At 63.2% G+C, this 18,897-nt stretch carries 17 protein-coding genes; 11 read left to right on the top strand and 6 right to left on the bottom strand.

The window, feature by feature from the left end; genetic code table 11:
• Positions 1-120: 120 nt before the first annotated feature.
• The 3 genes from WBQ96_RS11170 to WBQ96_RS11160 all read right to left on the bottom strand — a co-directional run bounded on the left by WBQ96_RS11170 (position 121) and on the right by WBQ96_RS11160 (position 4,016).
• Positions 121-1,761 (bottom strand): acyl-CoA synthetase, encoded by a 1,641-nt coding sequence (locus tag WBQ96_RS11170; RefSeq protein WP_336549755.1) that lies wholly within the window; start codon positions 1,759-1,761, stop codon positions 121-123.
• A 141-nt stretch (positions 1,762-1,902) separates the two neighbouring features.
• Positions 1,903-3,105: an OpgC family protein gene (locus WBQ96_RS11165; RefSeq protein ID WP_336549757.1), complete on the bottom strand. Its 1,203-nt coding sequence runs from the start codon at positions 3,103-3,105 to the stop codon at positions 1,903-1,905.
• 134 nt (positions 3,106-3,239) lie between these two features.
• Complete coding sequence (locus tag WBQ96_RS11160; protein ID WP_336549759.1) at positions 3,240-4,016, bottom strand: sulfite exporter TauE/SafE family protein; 777 nt, start codon at positions 4,014-4,016, stop codon at positions 3,240-3,242.
• A gap of 212 nt (positions 4,017-4,228) precedes the next feature.
• On the opposite strand from WBQ96_RS11160, the gene WBQ96_RS11155 reads away from it, so the two are divergent.
• From WBQ96_RS11155 to WBQ96_RS11120, 8 genes are all read left to right on the top strand, one after another.
• Positions 4,229-4,897 carry a thiamine phosphate synthase gene (locus WBQ96_RS11155; RefSeq protein WP_336549761.1) on the top strand — a complete coding sequence of 223 codons (669 nt, stop codon included), beginning with the start codon at positions 4,229-4,231 and terminating at the stop codon, positions 4,895-4,897.
• 14 nt (positions 4,898-4,911) lie between these two features.
• Entirely contained in the window at positions 4,912-5,985 is a 1,074-nt protein-coding gene (locus WBQ96_RS11150) for a tetratricopeptide repeat protein (RefSeq protein ID WP_336549763.1), read from the top strand.
• Between the two features lie 127 nt (positions 5,986-6,112).
• Positions 6,113-6,679: an elongation factor P gene (gene efp, locus WBQ96_RS11145; protein ID WP_336549765.1), complete on the top strand. Its 567-nt coding sequence runs from the start codon at positions 6,113-6,115 to the stop codon at positions 6,677-6,679.
• Between the two features lie 23 nt (positions 6,680-6,702).
• Positions 6,703-7,503 carry an inositol monophosphatase family protein gene (locus WBQ96_RS11140; RefSeq protein ID WP_336549767.1) on the top strand — a complete coding sequence of 267 codons (801 nt, stop codon included), beginning with the start codon at positions 6,703-6,705 and terminating at the stop codon, positions 7,501-7,503.
• A gap of 98 nt (positions 7,504-7,601) precedes the next feature.
• Positions 7,602-8,306, top strand: a complete 705-nt coding sequence (gene trhA / locus WBQ96_RS11135; protein ID WP_336549769.1) for a PAQR family membrane homeostasis protein TrhA — start codon at positions 7,602-7,604, stop codon at positions 8,304-8,306.
• A 107-nt stretch (positions 8,307-8,413) separates the two neighbouring features.
• Positions 8,414-9,436 carry a MotA/TolQ/ExbB proton channel family protein gene (locus WBQ96_RS11130; RefSeq protein ID WP_336549771.1) on the top strand — a complete coding sequence of 341 codons (1,023 nt, stop codon included), beginning with the start codon at positions 8,414-8,416 and terminating at the stop codon, positions 9,434-9,436.
• A complete protein-coding gene (locus WBQ96_RS11125; RefSeq protein ID WP_336549772.1) occupies positions 9,436-10,464 on the top strand; it encodes a peptidoglycan -binding protein in 1,029 nt (342 codons plus the stop codon). The genes WBQ96_RS11130 and WBQ96_RS11125 overlap by 1 nt, the downstream gene beginning before the upstream one ends.
• Before the next feature lie 235 nt (positions 10,465-10,699).
• Positions 10,700-11,182, top strand: coding sequence for a hypothetical protein (locus WBQ96_RS11120; protein ID WP_336549774.1), 483 nt, complete (start codon positions 10,700-10,702; stop codon positions 11,180-11,182).
• A 62-nt stretch (positions 11,183-11,244) separates the two neighbouring features.
• Here WBQ96_RS11120 and WBQ96_RS11115 read toward each other — a convergent pair whose 3' ends face one another.
• Complete coding sequence (locus tag WBQ96_RS11115) at positions 11,245-11,598, bottom strand: DUF1304 domain-containing protein (protein WP_336549776.1); 354 nt, start codon at positions 11,596-11,598, stop codon at positions 11,245-11,247.
• A 178-nt stretch (positions 11,599-11,776) separates the two neighbouring features.
• Between WBQ96_RS11115 and WBQ96_RS11110 the strand changes: the two genes are divergently transcribed.
• Positions 11,777-13,261 carry a carboxypeptidase M32 gene (locus tag WBQ96_RS11110; protein WP_336549778.1) on the top strand — a complete coding sequence of 495 codons (1,485 nt, stop codon included), beginning with the start codon at positions 11,777-11,779 and terminating at the stop codon, positions 13,259-13,261.
• Positions 13,262-13,562: 301 nt separating this feature from the next.
• Positions 13,563-15,215 (top strand): FAD-binding dehydrogenase, encoded by a 1,653-nt coding sequence (locus tag WBQ96_RS11105; protein ID WP_336549780.1) that lies wholly within the window; start codon positions 13,563-13,565, stop codon positions 15,213-15,215.
• 221 nt (positions 15,216-15,436) lie between these two features.
• Here the strand turns inward: WBQ96_RS11105 and WBQ96_RS11100 are convergent, their stop codons facing one another.
• Both WBQ96_RS11100 and WBQ96_RS11095 read right to left on the bottom strand, forming a co-directional pair.
• A complete protein-coding gene (locus WBQ96_RS11100; RefSeq protein ID WP_336549782.1) occupies positions 15,437-16,315 on the bottom strand; it encodes an MBL fold metallo-hydrolase in 879 nt (292 codons plus the stop codon).
• Positions 16,316-16,517: 202 nt separating this feature from the next.
• Positions 16,518-18,320, bottom strand: a complete 1,803-nt coding sequence (locus WBQ96_RS11095) for an ABC transporter transmembrane domain-containing protein (protein ID WP_336549784.1) — start codon at positions 18,318-18,320, stop codon at positions 16,518-16,520.
• Between the two features lie 195 nt (positions 18,321-18,515).
• Here WBQ96_RS11095 and rpmE point away from each other — a divergent pair, with 195 nt between their 5' ends.
• The gene (rpmE, locus tag WBQ96_RS11090) at positions 18,516-18,737 is read left to right on the top strand and encodes a 50S ribosomal protein L31 (protein WP_091909459.1); all 222 of its coding nucleotides are present in this window, start codon (positions 18,516-18,518) and stop codon (positions 18,735-18,737) included.
• The last annotated feature ends 160 nt before the right edge of the window (positions 18,738-18,897 follow it).

Here is an 18,897-nt window from a genome sequence, read left to right as displayed (position 1 = left end):
CGGGAATGGGTTGATTGCCCGGAGAACGCCTGTCCCCCGGCGGGGCGAAATATTAGCACGCGCGCAAAAAGCCAGACAGTCAGCCAAAAGGGTGTCCGGCCCTGAACCCGCGCGGCTGCGTCAGAGTTCCTTCGCCAGCTCCCGCAGCCGGAATTTCTGGATCTTGCCCGTCGAGGTCTTCGGGATTTCGGCGAAGATCACTGTCTTGGGCATCTTGAACCGCGCCAGAAGCTTGCGGCAATGCTCGAGGAGTTCGGCTTCTGTCGCTTCCTTGCCCGGCTTGAGCTCAACATAGGCGACGGGCGTCTCGCCCCATTTGTCGTCGGCCTTGGCAACGACGCCGCAGAAAGCCACCGCCGGGTGCTTGTAGAGCGCATCCTCGACCTCGATGGAAGAAATGTTTTCGCCGCCCGAGATGATGATGTCCTTGGAGCGGTCCTTGAGCTGGATGTACCCGTCCGGGTGCATGACTCCGAGGTCGCCGGAATGGAACCAGCCGCCGGCGAACGCCTCGTCGGTGGCAGGTCGGTTCTTCAGATAGCCCTTCATGACGATGTTGCCGCGGAACATGACCTCGCCGATGGTCTCGCCGTCACGCGGCGTCTCGACCATGGTCTGCGGGTCCATCACGGTCAGTCCCTCGAGCGCGGCATAGCGCACGCCCTGCCGCGCCTTCTTTGCCGAGCGCTCTGCTGGAGGCAGCGCGTCCCATTCGCCGTGCCATTCATTGACCACGGCGGGGCCGTAGGTCTCGGTCAGGCCGTAGAGATGGTTCACGGCAAAGCCGGCCTCGGCCATGCCCGAAAGCACTGCCTCGGGCGGCGGAGCGGCAGCCGTGTTGAAGGTAACAACCTGCGGAAACTCGCGCTTCTCCTCGTCCTTGGCGTTGATCAGCGCCGACATGACGATCGGTGCGCCGCACAGATGCGTCACGCCATGGTCTGCGATGGCGTCATATATCGCACCTGGCCGCACCCAGCGCAGGCAGACATGGGTGCCGGCCTGCACGGCAACCGTCCAGGGAAAGCACCAGCCGTTGCAATGGAACATCGGCAGCGTCCAGAGATAGACGGCGTGCTTGCCCATGCCGGCATGAATGGTGTTGGCATAGGCCATCAAAGCAGCGCCCCGGTGATGATAGACGACGCCTTTGGGATTACCGGTCGTACCGGAGGTGTAGTTGAGCGCTATCGAATCCCATTCGTCGTCTGGCATCGACCACGAAAAATCGGGATCGCCCGACGCGACGAAATCCTCATAATCCAGCGTGCCGATGCGCTCGCCCTTCGGGTAGGGCGCATCCGCGGCATAGTCCGGGTCGTCATAATCGATCACTAGCGGCTTCACCTTGGCCAGTGCCAGCGCCTCCTTCATGACGCCTGAAAATTCGCGGTCGACGATGACGATGCGGCTTTCCGCATGGTCGAGTTGGAAGGCGAGGACGGCAGCATCGAGCCGGGTGTTGAGCGAATGCAGGACGGCTTTCGTCATCGGCACGCCGAAATGCGCTTCCAGCATCGGCGGCGTGTTCGAAAGCATCACCGTCACCGTGTCGCCCTTGCCGATGCCCTGGCCAGCGAGCGCCGAAGCCAGCTGGCGCGAACGGCGCCAGAAATCGCGATAGGTAACGCGCTGGGCGCCATGAATGATCGCTACGTGATTTGGGTATGTGGCAGCCGCCCGCTCCAGATAGGTCAGCGGCGTCAGCGGCTGATGGTTTGCGGGGTTGCGGTCCAGACCGCTGTCATAAATGCTTGCCACGATACCTCCCGAAGGCGACGAATTCGGGCGGACATTAGACCATGACCCCGCGCGGTGGGAACATGGTTTCGGCAGTGCTTTTGGTCAAAGTGGAGAACGCCAATCCCTCCCGGCGGGCCGGAAGGGATTTCTTTTCCAGTCTTAACGATCCGGCGCGCGCGTTGCGGCCACTGCCGGCGTCTTGCCGCCCATCGGTCGCTGCGTAACAGCGGTCTTCGAGGACTGCGCGGCAGGCTTGCCGCCCCAGCCGATCTTCGGCAGCCATTCGAGATAGTAGGCGAAGGCGAACTGCAGCGCGATGCCGGTGGAGATAAGCACCGTGTCGTAGAACAGCCCGCCGGGGCTGACCATCTTCATCACCTGCGCCACCATCGCCAGCAGCGTGCCGGCAATGAACACCGGCAGCGAATGCTTGCCGAGAATGGCCAGCGGATGATCTGCACGAGTCCGCGCCAGATTGGAAAGCGCGGGGATGACTGTGATCAGATAGGCGAGCGACAGAACGTGGGCGAGACGCGACAGCGACAGGAAGGTCTTGTCGAAGCCGGTCAGCACCATCGGCAGGCCGAGCGAGGTATCGACACCCCAGAACGGGACCCGCACCCAGGCCAGCGACAACAGCACATAGGACGCCGCTATACCGGCCAGCCACGGGCTGAAGCGGATCTCGCCGCCGCGCTTTACGTGCATCGTCGCGGCGATGCCGATGACGAACAGGAACTGCCACGACAGCGGGTTGAGGAACCACAGGCCGTCACCGGGGAAATTGCCTGGCGCGATCTGGTAGACGCCCGCCACCAGCCAGATGGCGCCTGAAACGCAGACCATCAGAAGCAGGCTGATATTCCCGAGAAGCAGGAACAGCGGCATCATCAGGAGCACGATGGCATACATCGACAATATGTTGTTGTAGCCGACCTGATGGCTGAGCGTGGCGATGCCGACAAGCGCTTCTGGCGTGTCCTCGATGATCATCTGGATGTTGATCAGCTTGAGCAGGTCCGGCCGCGCGAAATGGAGTGCTGCACCCGAAAAGATCGCCAGCGTCGCCACCGTCGTCATGATGTGCGAGACATAGAGCACACCGGCCCGCCGCCACGCCTTCAGCGCGATCAGAAGCCGGTTGCCCGGCTTGAATTTCGACCCATAGGCGAGCCCGACGGCGATGCCCGAGATCAGCACGAAAGCCTCGGCCGAATCCGAGAAGCCGAAGTTCTTGTGCGTGGCGAACTCGTAGATGGTGCCCGGAACATGGTTGATGAAGATCGTGAGCAGGGCCAGAGCCCGAAACACGTCGATGCGGGTATCCCGTTGATTTGATACGATATTCGTCATGACTGCCATAAAACTCGTTGCGTATTACAGGTTTGCGACAGCCTGGCGCCCACGGCGCAACGCATGCCAGTTCGAACCCGTGCCTATGGGTTGGAAATGCACAAATGAAGGCAAGGTTCGACGGGTTCCCGTCAAAAAATGTTTTAAGGCTGCAACAATTGCGCCCCGCCATCCCAGATCAGTTTTACCGCGATCAGCGCCACCGTCGCGTAGGTAAAGGGATAGAAGAGCTCCGGCCGCATCCGTCTCACCAGCCAGGCGCCGGCAAGAGTTGATAGCGGCGCAAGCGGCATCAGCGCTGCCGAGGCAGTCAGGTTCGTCGTGTCGAACTGCCCGAGAGCGAAGTAGGGAATGAGCTTCACCGCATTGGTGATGGCAAAGAATATCGCGGCAGTGCCCGACAGCACTTTCGGGTCGAGCTTCAGCGGCAACGTATAAACCTGGAAGGGTGGTCCGCCGACATGGGCGACGAAGCTGGTGAAGCCCGAAACCGTGCCCCAGAAACCGCCTACCACGCGATTGGGTGCCGCCGAATACTCGGCGCCAAGGCGAAATTGCTGCCAGGCCCCGCGCGAGACGAAGACGATAGCAACCGCGCCGACGATGAAGCGCACCATGTCTGCCGTCACCACCGCGGCCGTCAGCCATCCGATGCCGATGCCGATCAGCGCTCCGGGCATCATGTAGAAAAGCGTCTGCTTGTCGAACACGCCGCGCCATGTCCACAGCGATACCATGTCCATCAGCACCAGGATGGGCAGCAGGATTGCGGCTGCCTGCACCGGTGGCATCACCAGCGCCATCAGCGGCACGCCGACGAAGCCGACGGCGCCGCCAAAACCGCCCTTGGACAGGCCGACAAGAAACACGGCAGGCAGAGCAGCCGCGTAGAACCACGGATCAAGAAGCAGCGCATTCATGGGAGGGATGCCTTTCGCCGGATGAAATAACCCGGTTCCTTCGTCTTGGCGAGATCGATCAAAGCATGATCCCGAAAAGTTGCAGACTTTTCGGATGAGATCATGCTTCATCTCGCTCTAGCCTCGCGACTGTTCAAGCCGCCCGTCTTCCTCTATGCCCAAATGCAACCACGATCACCCTGCATGGGGTCTGGCATTCTGGAAAGACGACAATGACCGAAGCATCCTCACCCAATCGCTGCCGCATCGTGCTGATCGCCCCTTCGGGCGAGAAACCCGACCATTTTGTCGAGCGGCTGCGCCAGGCGATTGCCGGGGGCGACATCGCCTCGATCATCCTGCCGCCCTATGATCTCGACGAGGCCTCGTTCCAGGCCTTTGCGGAAAAGGTCGTGCCGGTCGCCCAGGAAGCCGGCATCGCAGCGATCATCGCCGATGACACCCGCGCCGCCGGCCGCGTCGGGGCGGACGGCCTTCATCTGGAAACGAAGAAGGCAGAGCTCGAGGAAGCGATCGAGCACTACCAGCAGAAAATGATGGTCGGCGCCGGTGGTGCCAAGACGCGCGACGACGCGCTGGAGCTCGGCGAATTGCGCCCCGACTACATCTTCTTCGGCCGCTTCGGCTACGACAACAAACCCGAGCCGCATAACCGCAACCTGTCGCTCGGCCAATGGTGGGCGGAGGTGATCGAGATCCCCTGCATCGTCTTGGCCGGCTCCGACGTCGCTTCGGTCGAGGCGGTCGCCGCCACCGGCGCCGAATTCGTCGCGCTGTCGAGCGCGGTATTCGGCGACGGCGTGGACCCCAAAGATGCGATCGCCCGCGCCAATGCCATTCTCGATGAAACCGCGCCGAGCTTCTTGTCGGCGGGTAATTGAGGAGTGGGCGAACCGTGAGGGGCCAGAAGACTTCCCGCGCCATCTTTTGCCTGACGCTGGCTTTATGCCTTGCGCCGGCGGCAGCACTTGCCGTGGACGACCCGAAGACGACGCCGACCGAACCGAAGCCCCTGCCGACAACGACGCCGGCTCCCACCGAAATGAAGCGCCTGCCGGCGCCCACCGATATGGTCGACCCGCAGCGTTTCGGCGGCGGCAAGGGCAATGGCGGCGAGCCTGATCTGGATCGCTTCGGCGGCGCGAAAACCGATCCCGCCTACGGGGCGTTCCAGCGCGGCCTCTATATGACAGCTTATAATCTGGCCCTGCCGCGCGCCACGGCAGGCGATGCCGCCGCGCAGACGCTGGTCGCCGAAATCCTGTCGCGCGGGCTCGGCGTGCCGCGCAACGACAAGGAAGCTGCCAAATGGTACGCGCTCGCCGCCGAGCAGGGCATTCCCGAAGCGCAGTTCCAATATGCCCTGATGCTGCTCGATGGCGATTTCGTCAAAAAGGATGCGCAGGCAGCCTACGCGCTGATGCAATCGGCGGCCGAGGCCGGCAACCGGCTTGCCCAGTTCAATTTCGCGCAGATGCTGGTCGGGCGCGAATCCGAAGGCAAGGGGATGGACGACGCCGTCGTCTACTACCAGCGCGCCGCTGACGCCGGGCTGGCCGATGCGCAATATGCGATGTCGCAGATCTTCGCCAACGGCGTCGGCGGCAAGAAACACGACGACGTCGAAGCGCGGCGCTGGCTGCTGCGCGCCGCCATCCAGGGTTACGATACCGCCCAGCTCGATCTCGGCACATGGCTGATGGACGGGCGCGGCGGCGACCGCGACCGCAAGGCCGGTTTCAACTGGATGCGGATCGCAGCCCTTGACGGCAACGTCGCCGCACAGAACCGCCTCGCCAAACTCTATATGCAGGGCCTTGGCACCGATCCCGATTCCATCAGCGCCGCCGCATGGTACATGCTCGCTCGCCGCGCCGGCTTGAGGGATGCGGCGATGGAGGATTTTCTCGACGGCCTGACCGACGAGGAGATGAAAACGGCGCTGCAGCGGGCCAACCGTTTGCGCTGACATGGGTGGTTTCAGGCCGTAAACACCGCGTTTTCAGGCCTCTCTCTTGCCTCTCCACGCAAATTGTGGTCTTGGAAGCGCCGAAACCGTCGACCAGACGGATAAACCTCTCCGGAACTTTACAACAATGGCCAAGATCAACGGCAACGAAATCCGTCCCGGCAATGTCATCGAACACGATGGCGGCCTCTGGGTGGCGGTCAGGACCAACCACGTCAAGCCCGGCAAGGGCGGCGCCTACAACCAGGTTGAACTGAAGAACCTCATCAACGGCACCAAGCTCAACGAGCGCTTCCGTTCGGCCGAGACTGTCGAAAAAGTGCGGCTGGAACAGAAGGACTTTTCGTTCCTCTACGAACAGGGCGATGCGCTGGTGTTCATGGACACCCAGAGCTACGAGCAGCTCGAACTCCTGAAGGACTTCGTCGGCGATCGCGCCGCCTTCCTGCAGGACGGCATGATGGTGACCGTCGAGCTTTACGACGAACGTCCCATCGGCATCGCGCTGCCCGACCAGGTAACGCTGACGATCACCGAGGCTGACCCGGTGGTGAAGGGCCAGACGGCCGCATCGTCCTACAAGCCGGCAGTGCTGGAAAACGGCGTGCGCGTTCTGGTTCCGCCCTTCATCGGTTCGGGCGAACGCATCGTCGTCGACACCAACGAAATCACCTACATCCGCCGCGCCGACTAAGCGCAGCGTTCGGAGTCTAGTAAATGGCGCGTTCGGCGATCCTCAATGTCATGGTCCAGGCCGCTATGAAGGCCGGCCGCTCGCTGTCGCGCGACTTCGGCGAAGTGCAGAACCTTCAGGTCTCTATGAAAGGCCCCGGCGACTATGTCTCGCAGGCCGATCGCAAGGCCGAAGAGATCATCCATGCCGAGCTGGCCAAGGGGCGGCCGGGTTACGCTTTCCTGATGGAAGAGCGTGGCGTGGTGGCAGGCGAGGACGACCAGCACCGCTGGATCGTAGATCCGCTCGACGGCACCACCAACTTCCTGCACGGCATCCCGATCTTCTCGATCTCGATCGCGCTGGAGCGTCAGGGCCAGATCGTCGCCGGCGTCATCTACAACCCGGCAATGGACGAACTCTACACCGCCGAGCGCGGCGGCGGCGCCTTCATGAACGATCGCCGCCTGCGGGTCGCCGGTCGCACCAAGCTCACCGACTGCGTTATCGGCACCGGCGTGCCGCATCTCGGCCGGGGCCACCACGGCAACTACCTCGTCGAGTTGCGCAACGTCATGGGCGAAGTGTCCGGCATCCGCCGCCTGGGTTCGGCAGCGCTCGACCTCGCCTATGTCGCGGCAGGCCGCATGGACGGTTTCTGGGAAGAATCGCTCTCGCCCTGGGACGTCGCAGCCGGCATCCTGATGATCCGCGAGGCCGGCGGCTTCGTCTCCGACAAGAATGGCGGCAATGACATGTTCGACACCGGCGCGATCGTCGCCGGCAACGAAACGATCCATCGCGCCCTGCTCAAGACGCTGAAGAAGCCGGTAACGGCGCGCTGAAACGCCCCCTGTCTCCGCCGGAAGGCGCAAAGCGTCGCCCTGTCTTCTCCCAATTGGCGTCTTGAAAAAGCCTGCCTCGGTCGTTCATATCGTCTGGTATGACGAAAGCCGCGCAACCGAACACTGATCGGAATGCAGAAAGCGCCCTCCCCCTACCTGGGCGCTTTCATTATTCGCGCGCCGAACTGATCGCCGACGGCATCGTCCATGCGGTCGGCATCGTGCTCGCCATCGCAGCCGGCTCCGCACTTCTCGCAATCTCCGCCTTCCACGCCGGTCCGGGCGAATATGTCGCCGCGGTCTTCTACGTCGTGTCGCTGCTCACGGTCCTGTCGATTTCGCTCGCCTACAATCTCTGGCCGATATCGCCGGCGAAATGGATCCTTCGCCGCTTCGACCACGCAGCCATCTATCTTCTCATCGCCGCGACCTACACGCCGTTCCTGGCCCAGTTGAACGACGCCGCGCTGACGCGCTCGATGCTCATTCTCGTCTGGTCAGCGGCAGCCCTCGGCATTGCCCTCAAGATGCTTTTCCCCGGTCGTTTCGACCGCATCGCCGTTGGCTTCTATCTCGCCATCGGCTGGAGCGGCGTCGTGGTGCTTCAGCCCCTGCTGCATACCCTGCCGCCGGCAACACTCATGCTGCTGCTGGCAGGCGGCATCGTCTATTCCTGCGGCGTGGTCTTCTTCGCGTGGAGAGGCCTGCGTTTCCAGAACGCCGTCTGGCACGGCTTCGTGGTGACCGGCGCCGGGCTGCATTTCGCCGCCGTACTGGATGTTCTGGTCGTCAACCGGCTCTGATTATCTGGCCTTGCTTGCGACAAGCTGCACCTTGCGTCTTTCAATTTCGTCACATTTCCGTTTAGAGTCGCGGGCAAGTTGATTGCGGGCACGGAATCGGAGCGGCAATGGCGTTCATGAGAATTTTCGGGATAGGCGAAGCCTCCAATGCCGAAGGCTACGATCCCTACAAGCTGTCGAGCCCGCAGGTCTTTCTTCTCTCCATGGTGGTGTTTTTGGCCATCGTCGCCTTCATCGCGGCGATCCTGACGCGGCAGATTTCGTCGGCCTTCACCACCAATCCCGGCCTCAACGGCCTGATCCTCGGCGTGCTTCTCATCGGCATCCTGCTCGCCTTCCTTCAGGTGACGCGGCTGTTCCGCGAAGTGCGCTGGGTCAACACCTTCCGCGCTGGCTCCGAGGAAGCCGAACCGGTGCTGCTGGCGCCGATGAAGGCACTGCTCAGCCGCTCATCATCGATGGCCTTCTCGACCAGTTCGATGCGCACCATGCTCGATTCGATTGCCACCCGCCTCGACGAAACCCGCGACATCTCGCGTTATCTCATCGGCCTCCTGGTCTTCCTCGGCCTGCTCGGCACCTTCTGGGGCCTGCTGCACACCATCGGCTCGATCGGCGACACCATCCAGTCGCTGGACCCGGGCACCGGCGACACCGCCGCCGTGCTCGATGCACTCAAGGCCGGCCTGGCCGCCCCGCTGGAAGGCATGGGCACGGCGTTCTCCTCCTCGCTGTTCGGCCTTGCCGGCTCGCTGGTGCTCGGCTTCCTCGACCTGCAGGCCGGCCGGGCGCAGACGCGTTTCTACACCGAGCTTGAAAACTGGCTCTCCTCCGTCACCGACCTCTCCTCCGATATCCAGGTGGTCGCGCCGACCGGCAGTGGGTCCTCCGACGAGATCAGGGCGCTGTCGGAAAAGCTGCGCAACATGCAGGAAACCGGCGGCTCCAGCCCGCGCGTCGCCACCGCCATGGCAAATCTCGCCGACGGGATTTCCGGCCTGGTCAAGAACATGCGCTCCGAGCAGCAGATCATGCGCGACTGGGTCGAGGCGCAATCGCAGGAGCAGAAGGCGATGCGCAACACGCTGGAAAAAATCGCCGACGCGCTCAAGAAGCGGGAACATAACTGATGGCTCTGTCGCGTCGGCGCACCGACCGCCGTATCGACTACTGGCCGGGTTTCGTCGACGCACTGTCGACGCTGCTTCTGGCCATCATGTTCCTGCTATCGGTGTTCGTGCTGGCGCAGTTCCTGCTCAGCCGAGAAATCACCGGCAAGGACGCGGTGCTGAACCGCCTGAACTCGCAGATCAACGAGCTGACGCAGCTTCTCGCGCTGGAGAAATCCAGCACTCAGGACGCGCAGGATTCACTTGCCAACCTGCAAGCCTCCCTGTCCGCCGCCGAAGCCGAGAAAAGCCGGCTCGAACAGCTCCTGTCGCAAGGTGCTGGCGCGGGCGCTGCCGCCACCGCCCAGATCGGCAACCTGTCGGGCCAGCTCGACAATGAACGCCAGGTTAGCCAGCGCGCGCTGAGCCAGGTCGAGCTTCTCAACCAGCAGATCGCAGCCCTGCGCAAGCAGATCGGCGCGCTCGAACAGGCGCTGGACGCATCCGAGGCCAAGGACCGTGATTCCAACGTCAAGATCGCCGATCTCGGCAAACGGCTGAATGTCGCGCTCGCCCAGCGCGTCCAGGAACTGAACCGCTACCGCTCCGACTTCTTCGGGCGCCTGCGCGAAATCCTGTCCGACCGCGAAAACATCCGCATCGTCGGCGACCGCTTCGTCTTCCAGTCGGAAGTGCTGTTCCCGGTCGGCTCGGAGGTCATCAACGATGCCGGCCGCGGTGAAATGAAGAAGCTCGCTGACGCGATCATCGAACTGCAGAAGGAAATCCCGCCGGAGATCAACTGGGTGCTGCGCGTCGACGGCCACACCGACAATCGCCCACTTTCCGGCACCGGCCGATATCGCGACAACTGGGAGCTTTCTTCCGCCCGCGCAACCTCCGTGGTGAAATTCCTGATCGAAAACGGCGTGCCGGCAAACCGGCTGGTGGCGGCCGGCTTCGGCGAATTCCAGCCGCTCGACACCGCCGATACGGACGACGCGCGCAACAAGAACCGCCGCATCGAGCTGAAACTGACTGAGCGCTAGATCGCGAAAACAACGCCGGATTCATGCCATATTCGCTCAAATATGTCCGCGAATGCGGCATTTCCCATCAAACGCGAATTATCTTTTTGTAATTTGCGCGTGACGGGAGGCCGGGCGTAGCTTCGCCGTACAGGTCGGGAACTGCCGGCGATACTCCCAATCGCGACGCGACAGAACCGGACGACCTGGCTTGCGGGCGACATTGCCCGCCCGCGCAGAACAGAGGACGCAAATCATGCGCTCTTTTCTCATCAAGGCGGCTCTCGCCGCAGCTCTCGCTTCAACTTCCTTCGCCGGCGCCTACGCAGCAGATCACTCCGGCGGCCATGGACATGAACACAACTTCGATGGTGATCGATTCAGCAGCGGGGACGACTCGCCCGCTCCGGATTCGATCACCTCACAAACCGACGCCGCCCTGGGAGTGCAGGCAATGCCTGCCCCGCAAACCATGGCTGCGGTTCACCACGAACGGCTTGCCCGGATCGATCGTGAAATCAGCCGGGTAAACCACCGCATCATGCTCGATCGGCGGGATGGATACCTGAACAATGCCGAGGCACGTAACCTGGAAAACCGCTCCCGGATGATACGGACTGACGCGGCACGGGTTGCCGAAAATCATCGCGGCGCCCTGCCTGAAGCCCGCTTCGACAGGCTTCAAACGCGCATCGCAAACCTTAACCGCACCATCCACCGGGATGTCGCCAACGCCTGACGGCGTCCGCATTGCGGGCCGCTCCCAGTTGGCGGGGAGCGGCCTGCAATGCCGGTCGCAAATCACCAGCCGGCAAACAACGCCACCAGCCCAAGTGCCGCCGGCAGCGCCTGAATGAAGAGTATCTTGCGGCTGACGGTCGCCGCCCCAAACAGGCCGGCAACCACCACGCAGATCAGGAAGAATGTCTTGACGGCAAAGCCGGTCTCGCCAAGCCACAGCCCCCAGATCAGCCCGGCTGCGAGAAACCCGTTATAAAGCCCCTGATTGGCCGCCAGCACTTTCGAAGCGGTGGCAAACTCCGGTGTCAGGTTGAACGCCTTTCGCCCCGCCGGCGTGTCCCAGGCGAGCATCTCCAGATACATGAAATAAAGATGCAGCGCCGCCACCAGCGCGATCAGAATGTTGGCGATCATCTTTTGTCTTCCCCCTCACGACATGCGGCAGGTCCCGCCCGCACCATGATGATCACGCGGGATAGCGGTTCGGCAAGACCTCATCGGCGGCCTGGCGCATCACACGAGAAAGCTTCCCGCTTGCGATCGCGCCCGACTTGGTGTCCTCTCCGGCCTTCCAAAAAACTCCGGAGCAGCCATGTCTTTCGCCAAACTCGACCAACTCGGCCACAAGCTCGAAGCGCTGGAGCATGCGCTCGCCATACTCGGCGCCGACGAGGCCACGCATATGGCCGTCGGCGGCGGCGAGAAGCGGGCCGAGGCGATGGCGGCCCTTGCCGGCATGCATCACCGCCAGGCGACAGCGCCCGAGATTGCCGACTGGATCGATGCGGCCGAAGGCGAGACGCTCAGCGAGGAACAGCAGACGGCTTTGCGCGAATTCCGGCGGCAATACACCAACATGACCTGCCTGCCGACCGAATTCGTAGAGCGCCAGACCACCGCGCGCATGCGCTGCGAGCAGCTTTGGCGCGACCTGCGCGCCAAGAACGATTGGGCAGGCTTCCTGCCGGCACTGGAGGGCGTCATTGCGCTGGTGCGCGAAGAGGCCGCCATGCGCGCCGAAGCGCTCGGCCTCGCCCCCTATGACGCGCTGATGGAGCAATACGATCCCGGCCATCGCGCCGCCGATATTTCTCCCATCTTTGCCGAACTGAAGACCTTTTTAAAAGGCTTCGTGCCGGAAGCGCTCGCGGTGCAGGAGGAGCGGCTGGCCAAGACGCCGCTGCGGCCGCTGTCCGGCGTCTATGCCATCGAGCGCCAGCGCGAGCTTGGCCTTGCCATGATGGCGGCGGTCGGCTTCGACCTCACCCATGGCAGCCTCTCGGTTTCGCATCACCCCTTCTGCGGCGGCGTGCCGAGCGACGTACGCATCACCACGCGCTACAAGACGACCGAATTCCTGTCGTCGCTTATGGGCGTGCTGCACGAGACCGGCCACGCCATGTATGAGCAGAACCTGCCCAAGCAATGGTCGCACTGGCCGCTCGGCAAGGCGCGCGGCATGGCCATGCATGAGAGCCAGAGCCTGTTCGTGGAAAAGCAGCTCGGTCGCAACCCGGCCTTCTGGGACTGGGCACTGCCGCTGGTCGAGCAGCATCTCGGCGAAAGCTGGAGCAAGGCTGACATCCTGCCCCATGTCCATCTGGTCAAGCCCGGCCTGATCCGCGTCGATGCCGACGAGGTGACCTATCCCCTGCATGTCATCCTGCGCTTCGAACTGGAACAGGATCTGGTTTCGGGCAAGCTCAACGCCGTCGATCTGCCGGAAGCCTGGGATGCCAAGATGCGCGACTATCTCGGCCTGTCCACCATCGACACGCCGCAGGACGGCCCGATGCAGGACGTGCACTGGCCAGGCGGCGCCTTCGGCTATTTCCCCTCCTACACCCTCGGCGCCATGATGGCCGCGCAGCAATGGGCAGCACTGGAAAAGCAGCATCCCGCCGTCAATGACGATGTCGCCAAGGGCAGGTTCGACGCCGTCACCGACTGGCGGCGACAAAACATCTGGTCGCAGGCTTCGCGCTTTTCGACGCCGGAAATCATGGAACGCGCCACCGGTGAGAAGCTGAATGCGGCGTATTTCACGAGCCATTTGAAGGAACGGTACGGGGCGTGAGGTAGACGGCGGAGGCTGGCATCCCACTGGAAGTTCCCCTCTCCGTCTCGGCTTCCCCGAGCCACCTCTCCCCGCAAGCGGGGCGAGGAACCCAAGTCCTGAGGCGTTGCTACCTTGCAGAACCTAGGTTCCTCGCCCCATGAAATGGGGAGAGGTGGCGCGCGAAGCGCGACGGAGAGGGGCCTCTTCCTTTTCCACCCCTTCCCCACCGTCACTCCCTCTCCCTGAATTTCCCCCTTGATCTCGAAAACCATTCCCCCAAACTGCCCACGGCAACAAGCTGCCTTGGGAGGGGAGCAGGATGGCAGAACAGGCAGATGCGATCATCGTCGGCGGCGGGCTGGCCGGGCTGGTGGCGGCAGCCGAACTCGCCGATGCCGGCAAGCGCACCATCATCCTCGAACAGGAAGGCGAAAACTCGCTTGGCGGGCAGGCCTTCTGGTCGCTCGGCGGGCTTTTCTTCGTCAACAGCCCCGAGCAGCGGCGGCTTCGCATCAGGGACAGCCACGACCTCGCCCTGCAGGACTGGCTCGGCTCGGCGCAGTTCGACCGCGCCGAGGATTTCTGGCCGCGAAAGGTCGCGGAAGCCTTTGTCGATTTCGCCGCCGGCGAGATGCGGCCATGGCTTCATGCGCAGGGCATGCGCTGGTTTCCGGTTGTCGGCTGGGCCGAGCGCGGCGGCGCGCTGGCGCATGGCCACGGCAACTCCGTGCCGCGCTTCCACATCACCTGGGGCACCGGCCCGGGCGTGCTGGAGCCTTTCGTGCGCCGCGTGCGCGAGCACGTTACCAGCGGCCGCATCGAACTGAAATTCCGCCATCAGGCAAGCCGGCTGATCAAGACCAAAGGCGCGGTTACTGGCGTGGCCGGCGAAATCCTCGAGCCCTCGACGGTCGAGCGCGGCCAGCAATCCGGGCGCGGCGTCATCGGCGAATTCGAGTTCAACGCCAATGCCGTCATCGTCACCTCCGGCGGCATCGGCGGCAATTTCGATCTGGTCAGGAAGAACTGGCCGAAGGATCGCCTCGGCCCGCCGCCGAAAAACATGATCGCCGGCGTACCGCATCACGTCGATGGCCGCATGGTCGCGATCACGCAAGATGCCGGCGGCGCGGTCATTAATGGCGACCGCATGTGGCACTACACCGAGGGCGTCAAGAACTGGGCGCCGATCTGGCCGAACCATGGCATCCGCATCCTGCCCGGCCCATCCTCTCTATGGTTCGACGCGAAAGGCAACCGCCTGCCGGCACCTTATCTGCCAGGCTTCGACACGCTTGGCACGCTGAAGCACATTCTTGGCACCGGCTACGACTTTTCCTGGTTCGTGTTGACCCAGAAAATCATCAAGAAGGAATTCGCCCTTTCCGGCTCCGAGCAGAACCCGGACTTCACCTCGAAGAGCTGGCGCGCCGTGCTGAAGAGCCGCCGCGCCAAGGGCGCGCCGCCGCCGGTCGAGGCCTTCAAGCAGCATGGCGAGGATTTCATCGTCAGGGACAATCTCGGCGATCTGGTCGAGGCCATGAACGCGCTGGCCGGCGAAAAACTGATCGACCACGACCATTTGCTGATGCAGATCGAGGCGCGCGACCGCGAGATCGACAACCCCTTCGCCAAGGACGCGCAGATCACCGCCATCAACGGCGCGCGCACCTATCTCGGCGACAAGCTGATCCGCACCGCCAAGCCGCACAAGATCCTCGACCCGGCCAACGGCCCGCTGATCGCCGTGCGGCTCAACGTGCTGACCCGCAAGACGCTGGGCGGCCTGCACACCAATCTCGACTCACAGGTGCTGGCCAAGAACGGCGAGCCGATCCCCGGCCTTTACGCGGCCGGCGAAGTCGCCGGCTTCGGCGGCGGCGGCTATCATGGCTACAACGCGCTCGAGGGGACTTTTCTTGGGGGGTGCATTTTTTCGGGCAGGAATGCTGGAAGGCATGCGGCAAGGTAGAGGTGCATAAAGGCCCCCTCTCCGTCTCGGCTTCGCCGAGCCACCTCTCCCCATTTCATGGGGCGAGGAACCCAAGTTCTGTTATGCCTCGATCTCGGAATTCTCGCGACATCTGCAAGTGCCGGTTCCTCGCCCCCGCTTGCGGGGGAGAGGTGGCGCCACGAAGCGGTGACGGAGAGGGGGAACTCACACGCGACTGCGCCCCGGCCCCTTTCGATCCCTCACCAAACCGCCCCATCCAGCGCATCCAGCGGAAACTTCAGATAGCGCTTGCCGTTGGCCTCAGGCTCCGGCAGGCGCGCGCCGTTGATGTTGACCTGCAGCGCGTGAAGAATGAGTTTGGGCATCGGCAGCGTCCTGTCGCGCGCCTCGCGCACGGCGACGAACTCGGCCTCGGTGCGATTCTGCGTCAGGTGGTTGTTCCCGCACTTCTGCTCCGCCACCGTGCTCTCCCAGCGCGGCTCGCGCCCGCCGGGCTGGTAGTCATGGCCGGTGAACAGCCGCGTGTCCTCCGGCAACGCCAGAATGGCCTGGATCGACTGCCACAGCCGGCTTGCGCTGCCGCCGGGAAAATCCGCCCGCGCCGAACCGCTGTCGGGCATGAACAGCGTGTCGTGGATGAAGGCGGCATCGCCGACGACATAGGTGATCGACGCCAGCGTGTGCCCCGGCGAATGCATGACGGAAACATCGAGATTGCCGATCTTGAACCGCTCTCCATCGGCAAAAAGCCGGTTCCATTGCGATCCGTCGACCGCCAGTTCCGGCCAATTATAAATGTCGCGCCACAGCTTCTGGACTTCGACGATTTTCGCGCCGATCGCTATCGGGGCGCCGGTCTTGGCCTTCAGATAGGAAGCCGCGGAAAAATGGTCGGCATGGGGATGGGTATCAAGTATCCACTCCAGCTCCAGCTTTTCCGCGGCGATATGATCCAGCAGCCGGTCGGCATTGCGGGTACCGGTCGCGCCGGACTTTTCGTCGAAATCCAGCACCGGGTCGATGATCGCGCATTTGCGCGTCTCGGGATCGGCCACGACATACTGGACCGAAAACGTGCGCTCATCGAAAAACGCCGCAACAAGAGGATTATTTTCCACGAATCTTCCCTGCTATGCAAAGCCATGCCAATTTTTACCCGGAATGAAGCATATCGGCCATGGAAAAGGCAATCGCCACGATCGACGCAGGGTCGTCTTGAAGGCGTAGGTTCTGGCCGCACCTAGGATGTGTTGAGATTCAGGTCAGGACGAGTCGAAAGCCGCCATTTGCAGGCCGTCATGGCCTGAATATCAACGTATCCTACTCGGCTGCCTGGAAAGCGGTCGCCCCCGTCTCGAACTGCAGCTTGGCAAGACCGGCATAGACGCCGCCCTTGCGCACGAGGCTGCGATGGGTGCCTTCCTCGACGATACGCCCGCCATCCATCACCAGAATGCGGTCGGCTTTCAGCACGGTCGCCAGCCGGTGCGCGACGACGATTGTGGTGCGGCCCTTCATCAGCCGTTCGAGCGCGGTCTGCACCAGCGTCTCGCTTTGCGCGTCGAGCGCCGAAGTCGCCTCGTCCAGCAGCAGGATCGGCGCGTCGCGCAGGATGGCGCGGGCGATCGCCACGCGCTGGCGCTGGCCGCCCGACAGCATGACGCCACGCTCGCCCACCTGCGTATCATAGCCGTTGCCAAGCTTTTCGATGAACTCGTCAGCCAGCGCATCCTTGGCCGCCGCCTCGATCTCGGCCTGCGCGGCGCCGGGTCTGCCGAAGCCGATATTCTCGCCCGCTGTCGCCGCAAAGATGGTGACGTCCTGCGGCACGATCGCCGTGCGGTCGCGCACTGCCTGCGGATCGGCCTTGGCGATGTCGACGCCGTCGATCAGGATGGAACCGGAAACGGGGTCGTAGAAGCGCAGCAGCAGCGCGAAGATCGTGCTCTTGCCGGCCCCTGACGGCCCGACGATGGCGACCGTCTCGCCCGGCTTGATGGTGAAGCTGACGTCGTGCAGCGTCGGCCGGTCTGGCCGCGCCGGATAGGCGAAAGAAACGTCGCGGAACTCGACGAGACCCCGCGCCGGCTTGGGCAGCGGCAGCGGGTTCGCAGGCGCTGCGATTGCCGGTTCTTCAGCCAGGATCTCGGTCAGCCGCTCAGCCGCACCTGCCGCCTGCGCCAGTTCGCCCCACACTTCCGACAGCGCGCCGAGCGCACCGGCAGCAAACACCGAATAAAGCAGGAACTGGCCGAGCGTGCCCGCCGACAGCGTGCCCGCAAGCACGTCGCGCGAGCCGAACCACAGCACAGCCACGACGGAAGCGAAGATGGTGAAGATGGCGAAGAAGGTGAGGAACGACCGCGCAAACACCGAAGACCGCGCCGCCTCGAAGGCAGTATCCACGGCCTTCGCAAACCGCCCGGTCACCAGCTTCTCGTTGGTGAAGGCCTGCAGGATGCGCATCGCGCCGATCTGCTCGCTGGCATAGGCGGTCGCTTCGGCCAGCGTGTCCTGTGCCGCGCGCGACTTGCGCCGCACCGAACGGCCGAAAGCGACCAGCGGCAGCACGATGACGGGGATGGCAACGAGCACGAGGCCCGAAAGCTTGGGGCTGGTCACCACCATCATGCCGACCGCGCCGAGGCCGAGAATGACGTTGCGCAGCGCAACCGACGCCGTTGCCCCGACCGCCGATTTCACCTGCGTCGTGTCCGCCGTCAGCCGCGAGATGATCTCGCCCGACTGTGCCGTGTCGAAGAAGGATGGCGAAAGCTTCGTCACATGGGCAAAAACGTCGCGGCGCACATCCGCCACCACCCGCTCGCCCAGCGTGATGACGAAGTAATAACGGCAGGCCGAGGCCAGCGCGAGCAGCGCCGCCATCACCACCAGCATCGAGAAATAATTGGCGATGAAGCCGGAATCGGAGGTCGAAAAACCGTGGTCGATCATGCGGCGCACGGCAATCGGCAAGGCCAGCGTCACGCCGGCAGCGGTTGCCAGCGAGACCAACGCACCGGCCACCATGCCGCGATAGCGCAAGATATAGGGCGAAAGCCGTCGCAGCGGCTGCAGCGAACGCCGGCGATCTTCCTCCGCGCTGCGCCCTGTCTCAGCCATGTTGCCATCCCTGTGCGACCGCATCTGGCAAAAGCGCCGAGTGCGGCCTTGTGATTCATTTTCGCCTGATGTATAGGCACCGCGACCGTTTTAGAAGCCGTGGCTCTTCAATAGCTGCGGCTTCGAGTTTTCAAAAGAGGCGCATCGCCGCAGGCGCAAGCCGTGAGTCGCAGCGCGACAGCCAGGAACAGACCGATGAAGACCGATATCCATCCCGACTACCACACCATCAAGGTCGTCATGACCGACGGCACCGAGTACCAGACCAAGTCGACCTGGGGCAAGGAAGGCGACACGATGAACCTCGACATCGACCCTTCGACCCACCCGGCCTGGACCGGTGGCCAGCAGACACTGCTCGACCGCGGCGGCCGTCTCTCGAAGTTCAAGAAGCGCTACGAAGGCCTCGGCATGTAAGCCTGAGTGCATTACGGATTTCGAAAAACCCCGCTTCGGCGGGGTTTTTTGTTTTGGGACGTCAGGTGAGGATAACAGCGATCTGGTTGGCCAATCCGCACAGGCAGGTGCTGCCCCTCACCCTTACCCTCTCCCCGTAAGGACGGGGAGAGGGAGGCGT

The organism is Mesorhizobium sp. CCNWLY176 (assembly GCF_037153935.1).
In the GTDB taxonomy this organism is placed as follows: Bacteria; Pseudomonadota; Alphaproteobacteria; order Rhizobiales; family Rhizobiaceae; genus Mesorhizobium_M; species Mesorhizobium_M zhangyense.
The sequence above is the reverse complement of the archived record's forward strand: the minus strand, read 5'-3'. Positions and strand labels throughout refer to the sequence as shown.

Excerpts from the sequence above, each read along its gene's own strand:
- WBQ96_RS11155 (WP_336549761.1), top strand. The coding sequence starts at position 4,229 with ATGACCGAAGCATCCTCACCCAATCGCTGCCGCATCGTGCTGATCGCC.
- WBQ96_RS11105 (WP_336549780.1), top strand. The coding sequence starts at position 13,563 with ATGGCAGAACAGGCAGATGCGATCATCGTCGGCGGCGGGCTGGCCGGG.
- WBQ96_RS11125 (WP_336549772.1), top strand. The coding sequence starts at position 9,436 with ATGGCTCTGTCGCGTCGGCGCACCGACCGCCGTATCGACTACTGGCCG.
- WBQ96_RS11115 (WP_336549776.1), bottom strand. The coding sequence starts at position 11,598 with ATGATCGCCAACATTCTGATCGCGCTGGTGGCGGCGCTGCATCTTTAT.
- WBQ96_RS11160 (WP_336549759.1), bottom strand. The coding sequence starts at position 4,016 with ATGAATGCGCTGCTTCTTGATCCGTGGTTCTACGCGGCTGCTCTGCCT.
- trhA (WP_336549769.1), top strand. The coding sequence starts at position 7,602 with ATGACGAAAGCCGCGCAACCGAACACTGATCGGAATGCAGAAAGCGCC.
- WBQ96_RS11110 (WP_336549778.1), top strand. The coding sequence starts at position 11,777 with ATGTCTTTCGCCAAACTCGACCAACTCGGCCACAAGCTCGAAGCGCTG.
- WBQ96_RS11130 (WP_336549771.1), top strand. The coding sequence starts at position 8,414 with ATGGCGTTCATGAGAATTTTCGGGATAGGCGAAGCCTCCAATGCCGAA.
- WBQ96_RS11165 (WP_336549757.1), bottom strand. The coding sequence starts at position 3,105 with ATGGCAGTCATGACGAATATCGTATCAAATCAACGGGATACCCGCATC.
- WBQ96_RS11095 (WP_336549784.1), bottom strand. The coding sequence starts at position 18,320 with ATGGCTGAGACAGGGCGCAGCGCGGAGGAAGATCGCCGGCGTTCGCTG.
- WBQ96_RS11140 (WP_336549767.1), top strand. The coding sequence starts at position 6,703 with ATGGCGCGTTCGGCGATCCTCAATGTCATGGTCCAGGCCGCTATGAAG.
- WBQ96_RS11120 (WP_336549774.1), top strand. The coding sequence starts at position 10,700 with ATGCGCTCTTTTCTCATCAAGGCGGCTCTCGCCGCAGCTCTCGCTTCA.
- rpmE (WP_091909459.1), top strand. The coding sequence starts at position 18,516 with ATGAAGACCGATATCCATCCCGACTACCACACCATCAAGGTCGTCATG.
- efp (WP_336549765.1), top strand. The coding sequence starts at position 6,113 with ATGGCCAAGATCAACGGCAACGAAATCCGTCCCGGCAATGTCATCGAA.